General features: G+C 63.6%; 13 protein-coding genes and 1 pseudogene. 5 read left to right on the top strand and 9 right to left on the bottom strand.

The window, feature by feature from the left end; genetic code table 11:
- Nucleotides 1–135: 135 nt before the first annotated feature.
- Together Q4G24_RS06715 and Q4G24_RS06710 are read right to left on the bottom strand one after the other, a co-directional pair.
- On the bottom strand, nucleotides 136–765 hold the full coding sequence (locus Q4G24_RS06715; protein WP_303365739.1) for an integrase arm-type DNA-binding domain-containing protein: 630 nt from the start codon (nucleotides 763–765) through the stop codon (nucleotides 136–138).
- The gene (locus tag Q4G24_RS06710; protein ID WP_303365738.1) at nucleotides 758–904 is read right to left on the bottom strand and encodes a hypothetical protein; all 147 of its coding nucleotides are present in this window, start codon (nucleotides 902–904) and stop codon (nucleotides 758–760) included. Before Q4G24_RS06710 ends, Q4G24_RS06715 begins: the two co-directional genes overlap by 8 nt.
- A 327-nt stretch (nucleotides 905–1,231) precedes the next feature.
- Between Q4G24_RS06710 and Q4G24_RS06705 the strand changes: the two genes are divergently transcribed.
- Nucleotides 1,232–1,714, top strand: a complete 483-nt coding sequence (locus tag Q4G24_RS06705) for a PaaI family thioesterase (protein ID WP_303365737.1) — start codon at nucleotides 1,232–1,234, stop codon at nucleotides 1,712–1,714.
- 36 nt (nucleotides 1,715–1,750) lie between these two features.
- Here Q4G24_RS06705 and Q4G24_RS06700 read toward each other — a convergent pair whose 3' ends face one another.
- Nucleotides 1,751–2,788 carry an alkane 1-monooxygenase gene (locus Q4G24_RS06700; RefSeq protein ID WP_303365736.1) on the bottom strand — a complete coding sequence of 346 codons (1,038 nt, stop codon included), beginning with the start codon at nucleotides 2,786–2,788 and terminating at the stop codon, nucleotides 1,751–1,753.
- A gap of 121 nt (nucleotides 2,789–2,909) precedes the next feature.
- Between Q4G24_RS06700 and ftsY the strand changes: the two genes are divergently transcribed.
- Complete coding sequence (gene ftsY / locus Q4G24_RS06695) at nucleotides 2,910–4,034, top strand: signal recognition particle-docking protein FtsY (protein ID WP_303365735.1); 1,125 nt, start codon at nucleotides 2,910–2,912, stop codon at nucleotides 4,032–4,034.
- Here ftsY and hisG read toward each other — a convergent pair.
- From hisG to hisS, 3 genes are read right to left on the bottom strand one after another with little or no spacing between them, the layout of a single operon-like run.
- Entirely contained in the window at nucleotides 4,031–4,705 is a 675-nt protein-coding gene (gene hisG / locus Q4G24_RS06690; RefSeq protein ID WP_303365734.1) for an ATP phosphoribosyltransferase, read from the bottom strand. The genes ftsY and hisG overlap by 4 nt on opposite strands.
- Nucleotides 4,702–5,766 (bottom strand): ATP phosphoribosyltransferase regulatory subunit, encoded by a 1,065-nt coding sequence (locus Q4G24_RS06685; protein ID WP_303365733.1) that lies wholly within the window; start codon nucleotides 5,764–5,766, stop codon nucleotides 4,702–4,704. Before Q4G24_RS06685 ends, hisG begins: the two co-directional genes overlap by 4 nt.
- On the bottom strand, nucleotides 5,763–7,262 hold the full coding sequence (gene hisS / locus Q4G24_RS06680; protein WP_303365732.1) for a histidine--tRNA ligase: 1,500 nt from the start codon (nucleotides 7,260–7,262) through the stop codon (nucleotides 5,763–5,765). Before hisS ends, Q4G24_RS06685 begins: the two co-directional genes overlap by 4 nt.
- Before the next feature lie 58 nt (nucleotides 7,263–7,320).
- Between hisS and Q4G24_RS06675 the strand changes: the two genes are divergently transcribed.
- Entirely contained in the window at nucleotides 7,321–7,524 is a 204-nt protein-coding gene (locus Q4G24_RS06675; RefSeq protein ID WP_303365731.1) for a SlyX family protein, read from the top strand.
- A gap of 228 nt (nucleotides 7,525–7,752) precedes the next feature.
- Here the strand turns inward: Q4G24_RS06675 and purF are convergent.
- The 3 genes and pseudogenes from purF to radA form a co-directional block, all read right to left on the bottom strand.
- Nucleotides 7,753–9,204: pseudogene (gene purF, locus Q4G24_RS06670) on the bottom strand (amidophosphoribosyltransferase); the annotation flags it as partial.
- 132 nt (nucleotides 9,205–9,336) lie between these two features.
- Entirely contained in the window at nucleotides 9,337–9,921 is a 585-nt protein-coding gene (locus Q4G24_RS06665) for a CvpA family protein (RefSeq protein WP_303365729.1), read from the bottom strand.
- Between the two features lie 45 nt (nucleotides 9,922–9,966).
- Nucleotides 9,967–11,334, bottom strand: a complete 1,368-nt coding sequence (radA, locus tag Q4G24_RS06660; RefSeq protein WP_303365728.1) for a DNA repair protein RadA — start codon at nucleotides 11,332–11,334, stop codon at nucleotides 9,967–9,969.
- A gap of 110 nt (nucleotides 11,335–11,444) precedes the next feature.
- On the opposite strand from radA, the gene Q4G24_RS06655 reads away from it, so the two are divergent.
- Entirely contained in the window at nucleotides 11,445–12,731 is a 1,287-nt protein-coding gene (locus Q4G24_RS06655; RefSeq protein WP_303365727.1) for a lipoprotein-releasing ABC transporter permease subunit, read from the top strand.
- On the top strand, nucleotides 12,724–13,383 hold the full coding sequence (locus Q4G24_RS06650) for an ABC transporter ATP-binding protein (RefSeq protein ID WP_303365726.1): 660 nt from the start codon (nucleotides 12,724–12,726) through the stop codon (nucleotides 13,381–13,383). Before Q4G24_RS06655 ends, Q4G24_RS06650 begins: the two co-directional genes overlap by 8 nt.
- Nucleotides 13,384–13,428: the final 45 nt, after the last annotated feature.

The following is a 13,428-nucleotide window of genomic DNA, read 5'->3' as shown; positions in this document are numbered from 1 at the left end:
AATAAAACCCGCAGACTCTCGTTATAAACGAGGGAACAAAGGGGGGCAGGTCACACCGAGTATGCGATACTCCGCCTCGGACAGCCGACGCTTGCGAACATTGTCTTTCGGCTTTTTGATGCCATGTGCCGGGTTCTACTCTATGATGCCGGCATCGACGGCGCAGGTAAGGATGCCGCCGAGAAGCCCGACGGTTCGAGCGGCAGTCCCGGCGCCGCCACGGACAATGGCCTTACCCCTAAGCTTGTCAGTCTCGACCGAAACCCGAGTTTTGCCAGCTATGATGTCTTTGAGAAGCTTGTTGACGTCGGATTTGGACAAGTCCCTTACCCGGCGATGGCCCAAAAGCGGAACGATGTGCCGGTTGATCCGGCCGGTATCGGTCACAATCGTGCTGTGTCTCTTCGGACGACCGCCTTTCCCCATGATCAGGCCAGCGTTCATGTCATTCAGATAGAGGGTGCAAAGCTCCTTGACCGTAATTGCCTTGCGGTCGAGCTGTTTTTCCTCTGCTGGGTTTTCGCCACGCGCGATCCTGCCAAGCTGCACCTTGGCTTCCTGGCGGGCAAGTTCCGGCGTCCAGACGCCATGCAGGCCGATCGTATAGCGCCGAGAACGCCCGCCCTGGCGGTACTGGATCACATAGCTGCGCTTGCCTGACGTGAAGACGCGGAGTCCGAACCCTGGTAGTTCATCATCCCAGATCACGTAATCACTCGGACGGCTCTCGGCTGCGTCCACAAGCCTTTTTGTCAGCTTAGCCATGGACTTCCTCCATCACATGCCCGACTTCCCGCGTAAGCACCACGTAAGCAGCAGGGCGAAAACCGTGGCGAACAGAAGGATAGGCTTGTCGGCGAAGGAGATCAAACTCCTTTTTATTTACAGTAAGATAGCGTAGCATGGTGTACCCCTTTCGGTAATCGACGGGACTAGTCGTAATCCCTCCGAAGGCAGAGGCCAGAGGTTCGAATCCTCTCGGGCGCGCCATTTTTCACATTAAGCATTTTTTAGAACAGGTTTCGCCGGTTCTGTATCGGCTTTGGTCGATGATCGCTGTCGTGCACTTGTTCCGCAGGTCGCGGGGCGGGGTGGTTTGAACGCTGCTGCACCTGTGATGCGGGCGTCTGGTGACGGGGCAAAGGCCCTTTGTGGCCGGGCGAGAAGTGCTTTTATTGGATCGGCCAAATCCATAAGGTGACATTTGCGATGCGCACAGAAAGAGGATGTCATGGGAACAGAACCGCAGAACGTGCGGGCCGATAATGCGGACGGGCTTGATGGTTTGGGGCAGCTTTCGGCGCTGATAAAGCGTGGTGTGCAGCCGCCGATCGGGCAGACGCTCGATTTTCAACTTGTGGCGATTGAACGTGGTCGGGCGGTGTTTGAAGGTCGGCCATCGGCTGCTGTTTATAACCCTATCGGCTCGGTTCATGGTGGCTATGCTGCGGCATTGCTGGATAGTGCATGTGGCTGTGCCGTGCATTCGCGGCTTGAGGCGCATCAGGGATATACGACGCTTGAACTCAAGGTCGCCTACCATCGGGCGTTAAGTGCTGAAAGTGGCGTGGTTCGGGCGGAAGGGACGGTCGTTTCATTGGGACGCCGCGTCGCTTTTGCAGAGGCCAGGCTGCTGGATGGTGCCGGTCGCTTATGTGCTTCAGCGACCTCAACGCTGTTGGTGTTCGAACTGGATCAGGCCGTGCGGGCCTAAGGCCGAGCGGGGTGTTGGCACCGGACGAAAAGCAGGTCAGCGGCTTTGCATCCGTGCCACCCGCCGGTCCATGATTCTGCGCCACAACGGCGGGATCAGGGCGATGGCACCCATGACCGGCAGGGAATAGGGCAGGATCGGGCGCGGGTGCGCCTCTCGGGACAGGCGCAGCGCCGGATAGGCGCGGGTCGGATGGGCGTGATGGTCGGAATGGCGCGGCGCGTTGACCATCATCAGCGAGGACAGCGGGTGCCTGGCGTCCCAGCTATGCTGTGGGCCGACCGGCTCGGGGCGGCCATCGCGGTTCTGGCGGCGCAGGCCGTAATGCTGAACGTAATCCGACAGCATCAACTGCGCCTGCGCATAAAGGCATAGGGCAACATAGGTCAGGGCGGTGCGTGGTCCAAGGCTGGCAGCGGTCAGGATAATGCAGGCGATCCCGCCGCTGACCCACCAGACATAGGGGTTCATGCGACCAGACCGGGCGGCGCGTGTCTGCTCGGCCACCAGCCCGGCACGGAAAGACCCAATCCACGCGCGGGGAAAGAAGTGCCAGAAGCTTTCCCCCATGCGGGCGGTGTTAGGGTCGTTGTCGGTGGCGACATGGATGTGATGCACCAGCCGGTGTGCGCTGGTGTGATGGCCGAACAGCAGGCTGACATAAGTCCCCGCGCCAAGCCGGAACAGCGCCCGATGGCTGCGGTGGATCAGCTCATGCGCTGTCGCGTTGGATACCTGCCCGAAATACATGCCGCTGGCAAGAAACAGCGCGATGCGCTCGGGGGTGGTCAGGGCGTCGCTGGCGAAGGCGCGCAGTGCCACAATCAGCAGGGCGAAATGCGCCGCTGCGATCAGGCACAGGGCGGTATCGGACAGGGGGAAATCCTCGGTTTCGGCATCAGGAAAGCCGCGGGCGATCAGCGTATCGGCGGTCTGACTGACCCCGGCGATCCACAGAAAACCCAGCCACAAGGGCCAGCCCCCACCGCTGCCAAGGATCAGCAGAACGGCAGGTAACAGCGCAACGGCGGCAAAGGCACGGGCCTGCGGGGCTTTGGAAAAGATGCGGTCCATGACGGGATTATAGCTGCGCTTTGGACCGGGGAACAGCGGCGGATACGGATTCCCGCCGCATGGGGTTTTCCTTGGTCGGGCGAAGGCTTAGGTATCAGGCAGCAACATCCGGGGGTGGCCTATGTCGTTTTTCTCAAAGCTCAAGCAACGGCTGACACGCTCGTCCTCGAAGATCGGGGCCGGGCTGGAAGATCTGGTCGGCCATGAGGCTGCGCCTGAGGCGGCTCCCGCGCCTTCGCCAGATCAGGGGTTGGTGCCGCCGCCTGCGCCGGGGGCTGCGCCTGCGCCGGTGTTGATGCCCGCTGATCCTGCCCCCGTATCCGCTCCCGCATCCGCGCCTGAACCCGCGCCGCGCCCCGGCATGTTGGGTCGCCTGTTCGGGCGTGACAGCGGCGAGCCTCGGCGCGAGCTGGACGACGACATGCTGGAAGAGTTGGAGGATATGCTGGTTCAGGCCGACATGGGCGTGGAAACCGCCCTGCGCGTGACCGCCAATATCGCTGAAGGCCGCATGGGCCGCCGGATTTCCGCCACCGAATTGAAACAGGCGCTGGCCGATGAGATCACCCGGATCATGTCCCCGGTGGCCAAGCCGCTGCCGCTTTACGCCAAGCGCCCGCAGGTGGTGCTGGTTGTGGGGGTGAATGGCTCGGGCAAGACGACGACCATTGGCAAGCTGGCCAGCCAGCTCAAAGCGGCAGGCAAGAATGTGGTGATCGCGGCGGGCGATACGTTCCGCGCGGCTGCGGTGGAACAGTTGCAGGTCTGGGGGCAACGCGCCGGGGTGCCGGTGCTGGTCGCCGCGCAGGGCAGCGACCCCGCCAGTCTTGCCTATGACGCGATGGTGCGGGCCGAGGCCGATGGCGCGGACCTGCTGATGATCGACACCGCGGGCCGGTTGCAGAACCGTGCCGATCTGATGGAGGAGCTGGCCAAGATTGTCCGCGTTATCCGCAAGCGCGACGAGACTGCGCCACATAACACCCTGTTGGTGCTGGATGCGACGACCGGGCAGAACGCGCTGTCGCAGGTCGAGACCTTTCAGAAACTGGCCGATGTCTCGGGCTTGGTGATGACCAAGCTGGACGGCACCGCGCGGGGCGGGGTGCTGGTGGCGCTGGCCGATCGGTTTGGCCTGCCCATTCACGCGATTGGCGTTGGTGAGCAAATCGACGATCTGGACGCCTTCGATCCGCGCGAATTTGCCGAGGCGTTGGTTGGGATCGGGGCTGAAACGGGGCGTTAAAGCCCCAGCAGCCGGGCGAAACCGTCGATTTCAGCCGCATTTCCCGCGCGCTGGCTGGCAAACAGCGTTGCTTGCGACCGCAGCATCGGTTCCCCGATGATTTTCAGGTGGTTGGCCCGCAGCGTTTCACCTGAAGACGTGATGTCGGCAATCGCCTCTGCGGTCAGGTTGGCGACCGTGCCTTCGGTCGCGCCCTGACTGTCAACCAGTTGATAATCCGCGACCTCATGTGTGGACAGCCATGCCCGCACCAGCCGGTGATATTTCGTCGCCACGCGCAGGCGGAAACCATGTTTGGCCCGGAAATCACGGGCAATAGCGGCGAAATCGTCCAGATCGACGCAATCGGTCCAGCAATCCGGCACCGCCAGGATCAGATCGGCATGGCCAAACCCCATCGGTGCCAGCTCGCGGACATGGCTTTGCCAGCCAGCCAGCTTTTCGCGCACCAGATCGGTGCCGGTCACGCCCAAATGGATGCGCCCGGCAGCCAGTTCGCGCGGGATTTCCCCCGCCGACAGCAGCACCAATGCAACGCCATCCGCGCCCTCGACCCGGCCTGCATATTCGCGGTCTGATCCGGCGCGGGACAGGCGCACGCCACGGGCGGCGAACCAGTCGAAGGTCTGTTCCATCAGCCGGCCCTTGGACGGCACCCCCAGTTTAATCATGCCGCGCCCTCCAGTTCCGCGACCATGCCGGGGCGGATGATGCCGCCGACTGCCGGGATTTCGCGCCCGCCACCAAGCACGCGGGTCAGCGCGTCATAACGCCCGCCCGAGGCCACCGGCGGCAGGTCCGCACGTCCCGGCACGGTAAAGGCAAAGGTCATGCCGTCGTAATATTCCATCGTCTGCCGCCCGTGGCTGGCGTCAAAACGGATCATCGCCGGATCAATTCCCTGCGCAGCCAGCAGGTCCAGCCGTGCCGCAAGCCGGTCGGTGGCCTCATGGATCGCAGGGATTTCGGTGGCAAGCATACGCAATTGCTCCAGTGCCAGCGGGGCAGGGGCATTGACCGCGAACAGCCGGTCGAGGCGGGCGGCCCATGCCGGGGCCAGCGGCGGCTCAAGCTGATCCTGCGTGCGGCGGGTCAGGCGGGCCTGCATCTCGGCTTCGCTGCGCAGCCCGGTCCAGGGCGCTGCGCTGGTTTGCGGTGCGGTCGCGCTTTGCGGATGGGTCCAGCGGTCCAGAAGCCGGGCGAAACGACCAGGCCGCCAGATATGATGCAGCAACGCCTGACGCCGGGTCTCGCTGGTCGGCAGCGCCCGGATTGCATCCAGCAGCAGGTCCATATCCCCCATCGTCGCATCCAGCCGCAAGGGTGACAGCAGCCGGTGGAACAGGGCGAAAACCTCAGTATCCGCCGCCGGATCGCGGCTGAAAAGCTCGAATCCCACTTGCAGGTATTCGTTGTCGCGCGGGTTCTCGGGCAGGGTCTCGCCCGCGTCCTGTTTGCGGAACACCTCACCCAGATAGCAGTAGCGCGCGGGTTCCGCGCCATTGGCCATATGCATCTGAACCACCGGAACCGTAAAATCCGGGCGCAACATGACCTCGCCCCGGATCGGGTCGCTGGTGACATAGGCACGGGCGCGGATATCCTCGCCGTAAAGGTCCAGCAACGTATCGGCGGGCAATAGCATATCGGGCGCAACCTCGACCGCGCCAGCCTGACGAAAGGCGGTCAGAAGGCGCTGGCCGACGGCCTGCTTCGCGGCTTTGGCGGTCATGTGTCCAGCCCGTGACGCGCCAGCAGGCGGCGGGTTTCCCGCACCAGATCGGCCAGCGGCACCTCGGTCTGCGCGGGTTGCGATTTCCATTCCTCATGGCTGACCTCGGCGGCGAGTTTCGCTCCAAGGATCAGGTCTTTCAATTGCACAACGCCGCGGGCGGCCTCATCCGCGCCTTGGATGATGGCCACGGGGGCCGCGCGTTTGTCGGCGTATTTCAACTGGTTGCCAAAGTTTTTGGGGTTGCCGAGATAGACTTCGGCGCGGATACCAGCCTGCCGCAGCGTAGCGGCCATCACCTGATAATCGCCCATACGGTTGCGGTCCATGACGGTAACGACCACCGGGCCGGAGCTGTCTGCCCCCGCCAGCCCCTTTTCCCGCAGGGCTGCCAGCAGCCGGTCAACGCCGATGCTGACCCCGGTTGCGGGGACTTTCTGGCCGGTAAAGCGTTCCACCAAGCCATCATAACGCCCGCCGCCCGCGACGCTGCCGAACTGGCGCTTGCGGCCCTTGTCGTCGAGGATTTCAAAGGTCAGCTCGGCCTCGAACACCGGGCCGGTGTAATAGCCAAGCCCACGCACAACCGAGGGGTCGATCACCACGCGGTCGGGACCAAGCCCCAGCGCGGTCAGCAGGGTGGCAATCTCTGCCAATTCATTCACGCCTTCGGCGCCGATCGCGGATGTGCCGATGGCCGCGCGCAGATTGGTCAGTGTTTCCGCGTTATCCGCGCCTTTCGAGGTCAAAAAGGCAATCACCGGGTCAGCCTGTTCCGGGGCCAGACCCACGCCGTCGATAAACGCCCCCGAGGCGTCCTTGCGGCCGGTGGTCAGCAATTCCCGCACACCGGCTTCGCCCACCTTGTCGAACTTGTCGATGGTGCGCAGCACATCGGCGGCCTGTATTTCGTCGGCGACGCCCATCGCCTCCAGCACGCCATTCAGCACCTTGCGGTCATTGACCCGCACCAGATAATCGCCGCGAGTGATCCCTGCGGCCTCTAACGCTTCGGCCAGCATGGCGATGATTTCGGCGTCGGCGGCGATGCTGGCCGCGCCAACCGTATCGGCATCGCATTGATAAAACTGACGGAAGCGGCCCGGCCCCGGCTTTTCATTGCGCCAGACCGGCCCCATCGCATAACGCCGGTAAGGCGCGGGCAGGTCATTGCGATATTGCGCCGCGACGCGGGCCAGAGGCGCGGTCATGTCATAGCGCAGTGCCAGCCAGTCACCACGACCGCCGCCGGGAACGTCCTCCTCCTGCCAGGCGAAAACGCCAGCGTTGGGGCGGTCCACATCGGGCAGGAACTTGCCCAAAGCCTCGACCGTCTCGACCGCGCTGGTTTCCAGCGGATCAAAGCCGAAACGATGGTAAACGGCGGCAATCCGGTCCAGCATGGCCTTGCGTTCGGTCACATCTGCGCCGAAATAATCACGGAACCCCTTGGGCGTTTCGGCCTTGGGGCGGGGTTGTTTCTTTTCCTTGGACATCGCGCGGCCTTTGGCTGGTTGCGCCAAGGGCTTAGCGGAAGGCGGCGAAATGGACAAGATGAGTGACAGGCAGGAAGCGGTCGAAATCCGTATGGCCGAGTTGATCCGCATGGTCGAGGATCTGTCGGATGTGGTGGCGCGTCAGGATGCCGAGATCCGTCGCCTGTCGCGCCATGTCGGCCTGCTGATGGAGCGTGAGGCCGAACGTGAGGCGGATGCCGGAACTATCCCGCTGGCCGATCAGCGCCCGCCGCATTGGTGAGCGGAGGGGGAGAGGGGCTGATGCTATTGGGACGCTATTATCTTGTCTGTTGTCACCTTCCTCACCAGAAGTAGTCCACCAGACTATTTTCTGGGTGCTCCTTAGCTAGTTGAAGCAGAATTATTCTGCCGCTGTCGATGAGCCTTCGACCGGGCCGAGCGTGTGTTCGACGGGGCGATAGCCGGTCTGGTCCTGTTGCGCCTCCATATCGCCGGACAGGCGATCTTGCTTCATGCGGAAGCCGCGCTGAAGCTGGTCGAATGGGGCCACCGGATAATCGCCCGAGAAGCAGGCGTCGCAATATTGCGGGCAGGCGTTGTTGCGGCCCTTGGCCTGACCGGCGGCGCGATACAGCCCGTCCAGTGAGACGAAGGCCAGCGAATCGACGCCGATCCAGTCGCGCATTTCATCGGTGGACATTTGCGCCGCCAGCAGCTTGTCGCGGTCGGGCGTGTCCACGCCGTAGAAACAGGGCCATGCGGTCGGGGGACTGGCGATACGGAAATGCACCTCGGCGGCGCCCGCGTCCATAATCATGTCCTTGATCTTGCGGCTGGTGGTGCCGCGCACGACGGAATCATCGACCAGAACCACGCGCTTGCCCTTTATCAGGGCGCGGTTGACGTTCAGTTTGAGGCGGACCCCCATGTTGCGGATCTGCTCGGTCGGTTCGATGAAGGTGCGGCCCATATATTGATTGCGGATGATCCCCATACCGTAGGGGATACCCGATTCATGGGCATAACCGATGGCTGCCGGGGTGCCGCTGTCGGGGACGGGGCAGACCAGATCAGCCTCGATCGGGGCTTCACGGGCCAGCTCGACGCCGATCTGGCGGCGGGTTTCATAGACCGAGCGCCCGTCGATGATGGAATCCGGGCGGCTGAAATAGACATGCTCAAAGATGCAAAAGCGCGAATTATGCTGGCCAAAAGGGCGCGAACTTTCGACATGGCCTTTTGAGATCACGACCATTTCGCCGGGGGCGATGTCGCGCACGAATTCGGCCCCGATGATGTCCAACGCGCAGGTTTCCGAGGCGAGCGCAAAGCCGTCATCACCGATCTTGCCCAACACCAGCGGCCGCACGCCAAGCGGGTCGCGCACACCGATCAGCTTGGTGCGGGTCATGGCAATGACGCTGAAGGCGCCCTCGATACGGCGCAGGGCATCCTTCATCCGCTCGGGGATCGACCGCTGGATCGAGCGGGCCATCAGGTGAATGATACATTCCGAATCGCTGCCCGACTGGAAGATGCTGCCGCGCTCAATCAACTCGCGGCGCAGGGCGGCGGCATTGGTGATATTGCCGTTATGCGCGATGGCGCAGCCCCCCATGCTGAACTCGCCAAAGAAGGGCTGCACGTCGCGGATTGCCGCGCCCTTGGCCCCGGCTGTGGAATAGCGCACATGGCCGATGGCCAGTGGGCCGGGCAGGGTCTCCATCAGCGAGGCTTTGGTGAAATTGTCACGGACATAGCCGAAGCGATGGGCGCTGTTGAACCCGTGTTCGGCATCATGGGCGATGATGCCCCCGGCCTCTTGCCCGCGATGTTGCAGCGCGTGCAGACCGAGTGCGACGAAATTGGCGGCGTCGGACACGCCGATCACGCCAAAGACGCCACATTCCTCGTGCAGGCTGTCGGCGTCGAACGGGTCTGCGATGAAGGGACGGGTCATCGTATCTGGCCTTTCGGCTGGCTGGAGGAGATAAGGCCCATGTAACCCCCGCAGCGGATAAAGTCACGCCCCGGCGGTGGCTGCCGGGGCGTTTTCTGTCACGGGACCGTTACATCATCGCAACGACCGGGTTCAGTTGGTCGTCAGTGCTGCCGTCGTCGTGCCGGGCTGGCAATGCGCGACAAGCTGGTTGTAACGCTGGATCACCCAGTCGGGGACGTTCTGCGGCACCTCGCGGTTCATTTCGCCGGTCATTTGCGCAAAAATCTGGGCCGAACGCGAGTCATCCACCTGCGCGACGCCTTCGCCGCCCATCACCCGATCATAGACGATGAAGGCCAGCGCAACCAGCAGCGCGCCGCGTGCCACACCGAACAGAAAGCCCATGCCCTGATCTATGCCGCCAAGGGCCGAACGCTGCACCACGCCGGAAAACAGCGGGGTAATGATCGAGAACACCACCAACCCCAGCGCAAAGACCACGGCAAAGGCGGCAATCGTTGCCAATTCGCAATTGTCGTTCAGAAAACGATCCAGCATTGGCAGTTGCGCGACCATCGGTCGGACCGTGGGGGCGAAAAGAAAGGCGATAACCGCCGCGCCGATCCAGCCGAGAATCGCCAGTGATTCGCGCACGAAGCCCCGCGCATAGGCCAAGATGGCTGACAGGATGATAACAGCGGCAACAACGCCGTCGATAATGGTAAATCCGTCCATAGAACTGTCCCGTATGTCCCTGTTTCTACGCGCTTCTGGGGTGCTTTACCCGGCGCCGAATGTCTCGCCCACGAAACGCGTCAGATCGCCCATTCGATCCAGCCGCATCCCTTCGTTGCCCTCGACTTTCTGCGCGTCAGGCATGATTGCGCGTGAAAAACCAAGTTTTTGCGCCTCTTTCAACCTGTTTTCCGCCTGAGCGACCGGGCGCAATGCCGCCGAGAGCGAGATTTCACCGAAAAGCACCGCTTCGGCGGGCAGGGCGGTGTCCTCGCGGGCGGATAACAGCGCCCCGGCGATGGCCAGATCAGCGGCGGGTTCGCTGACCCGCATCCCGCCAGCGACGTTCAGGAACACGTCCAGCCCGGCAAAGGGGATGCCGCAGCGGCTTTCCAGCACTGCCAGAATGGTGCTGACCCGGCCCGAATCAAGGCCGACCACGGTGCGCCGGGGGCTTGCCAGTGTCGAAGGCGCGACCAGCGCCTGAATCTCGGTCAGGACCGGGCGGGTGCCTTCGATGCCCGCGAAAACCGCCGATCCGGGGACGGGCTGGCCGCGTTCGGACAGGAACAGCGCCGAGGGGTTGGCGACTTCGGCCAGACCGGCGCCGGTCATCTCGAACACGCCGATCTCATCTGCGGGGCCAAAGCGGTTCTTGACGCTGCGCAGCAGGCGGAACTGATGGCCGCGCTCGCCCTCGAAATACAGGACGGTATCGACCATATGTTCCACAACGCGCGGCCCGGCGATCTGCCCGTCCTTGGTGACATGGCCGACCAGCACCACGGCCACGCCGCTGCGCTTGGCAAAGGTCGTCAGCTCATGTGCGGCCGAGCGCACCTGCGCGACGCTGCCCGGCGCAGCCTCGACCGTATCGGCCCAAAGCGTCTGGATCGAATCAATAATGGCGATGTCAGGGCGCTCACGCTCCAGCGTGGTCAGGATGTCACGCAGGGCGGTGGCCGCGCCAAGCTGCACGGGGGCATCCGACAGCCCCAACCGCTGCGCCCGCATCTTGACCTGTGCCGTGGCCTCCTCGCCGCTGATATAGATGGCGGACATGCCGCGGCGGGCAAAAGCGGCGGCACCTTGCAGCAGCAGCGTGGATTTGCCGATGCCCGGATCGCCGCCGACCAGAATCGCGCTGCCCGGCACCAGCCCGCCGCCAAGCACGCGGTCCAGCTCGTCCATGCCCGAGCGGCTGCGCGGTGGTGGTGGCTCGCTGGTCGAAAGCCCCGACAGTGGCACGGCCTTGCCCTTGGCTGCCCCCAGCGTTTTGCCCGCCGGGCCGTGGGACAGGGGGGCTTCTTCGATGATGGTATTCCATTCACCGCAGGCATCGCAGCGCCCCGCCCATTTGCGATGGCTGGCACCGCAGGCGGTGCAGGTAAAGGCGGTAACGGGCTTGGCCATGGTATCCTTTCACGTTTTGCCCCTGATAACAGGCCCGTCAGAGCGGTGCCAGCGGGCTTGCGCTTTTGTCCCGCAGCGGTCAGTTTGCCGCGACCGCAAGAGGCCCCCAAATGTCCACACCCGCGCCCTTTTCCCGATATGAGTTCCTGATCGCATGGCGATACCTGCGCGCCCGCCGGGCCGAAGGGGGTGTCAGCGTGATGACATGGATCAGCCTGATTGGCATTGCGCTTGGCGTCATGGCGCTGATCGCCACGCTGGCGGTGCGGGCAGGGTTTCGGGCCGAGTTCGTGGATACGATCCTTGGCGCCAACGCTCATGCGACCGTCTATCTGCCGCCGCAAGAGATCGCGCCCGGCGTCGTCGTGCCTGGGCGGATCAGCGATTATGACCAGATGGCCGCGCGGCTGGCCGCCGTTCCGGGCGTGACCCATGCCACGCCGGTGGTGCGCGGGCAGGTAATGGCAACGAACGGTGATGCTTCTGGTGTGGCCGAGATTTTCGGCCTGACGCGGGAATCGTTGTCGGATCTGCCGCGTATCGTTGATCCGGCGACCGGGCAGGGCAGTCTTGACGATTTCGACAGCGGCATTGCCATGGGGGCCGGTCTGGCCCGCACGCTTGGGGTGGGCGTGGGCGACCCGGTGCGGTTGATCTCGCCCAATGGGGCGCGCACGCCGATGGGAGTGACACCGCGGGTCAATGCCTATCCGGTGACTTATATTTTCAGCGCCGGGCGTTACGATATTGACCAGACAAGGGTTTATATGCCGCTGGCCGAGGCGCAATCCTATCTGAACCGCGAAGGTGTCGCGGATGAGGTGCAGGTTTTTGTCACCGACCCCGAGAATGTCCAGCGCCTGATCCTGCCCCTGATGCAGACGGCGGGGGAAGGTGCGATGGTCTGGACATGGCGCGACGGTGCCGGGTCGTTCCTTGCTGCGCTGGATATGGAGGATGACGTGATGTTCGTGATCCTGTCGGTGCTGGTGCTGATCGCCTCGATGAATATCGTCTCGGGGCTGGTGATGCTGGTCAAGAACAAGGGGCGCGACATTGGCATTTTGCGGACCATGGGCCTGACCGAAGGCGCGGTCATGCGGGTATTTTTCCTGTGCGGCGCCTTTACCGGGGTGATCGGAACCATCGCCGGGGTGGTGCTTGGCGTGGCGCTGGCGCTGAATGTCGATAATATCATGGCGGCGCTGAATGCGCTGACCAACGGCGGCGCGTGGCAACCTGAGGTGCGCGGCATCTATCGCCTGTCGGCCGAGTTGCGGGCGTGGGATATTTTCCGCGCTGTCAGTCTGTCGCTGGGGCTGGCCTTTATTATCACCCTGTTTCCGGCCCGTCGCGCGGCGCGGATGAACCCGGTTGAGGCCCTGCGCTATGAGTGACACGCTGATCCTTGAGGCCATCTCAAAGACCTATGGCCGCGATACGGCTGCCCCGGTCGAGGTGCTGCGCGATTTGTCCCTGACTGTCGCGCGGGGTGAAGTGGTGGCGCTGGTCGCGCCTTCGGGGGCCGGAAAATCGACGCTGCTGCATATCGCCGGGCTGCTGGACACGCCGGATTCGGGCCGGATCGTGGTAAATGGCCGCGACATGACCGGGCAGAGCGACCGCGCCCGGACTGAGGCGCGGCGGCAGGATTTGGGCTTTATATATCAGTTCCACCACCTGTTGCCCGAGTTCTCGGCGGCCGAGAACATTATCCTGCCGCAGCTTGCGAATGGCGTGGCGCAAACTGCTGCCCGTGACCGGGCCTTGATGCTGCTGGACCGGGTGGGGCTGTCGGCCCGCGCCGATCATCGCCCCGCCGCGCTGTCGGGGGGCGAGCAACAGCGGGTGGCTTTCTGCCGGGCTTTGGCGAACCAGCCCGCGCTGTTGCTGGCGGATGAGCCGACCGGCAATCTGGACCCCGAGACATCCGACCGGGTGTTCGCGGTGCTGATGGATCTGGTACGTGAAACCGGGCTTTCGGCGCTGATTGCCACCCACAACCACGACCTTGCTGCCCGGATGGACCGGGTGATCGGGCTTGGCTGACTTGCCTGTTGGGCGGATCGCAGGCAGAAACAGACAAACGCAATG

Origin of the sequence: Paracoccus sp. (in: a-proteobacteria) (assembly GCF_030538695.1) — a bacterium.
Taxonomy (GTDB): domain Bacteria; phylum Pseudomonadota; class Alphaproteobacteria; order Rhodobacterales; family Rhodobacteraceae; genus Paracoccus.
The sequence above is the reverse complement of the archived record's forward strand: the minus strand, read 5'-3'. Positions and strand labels throughout refer to the sequence as shown.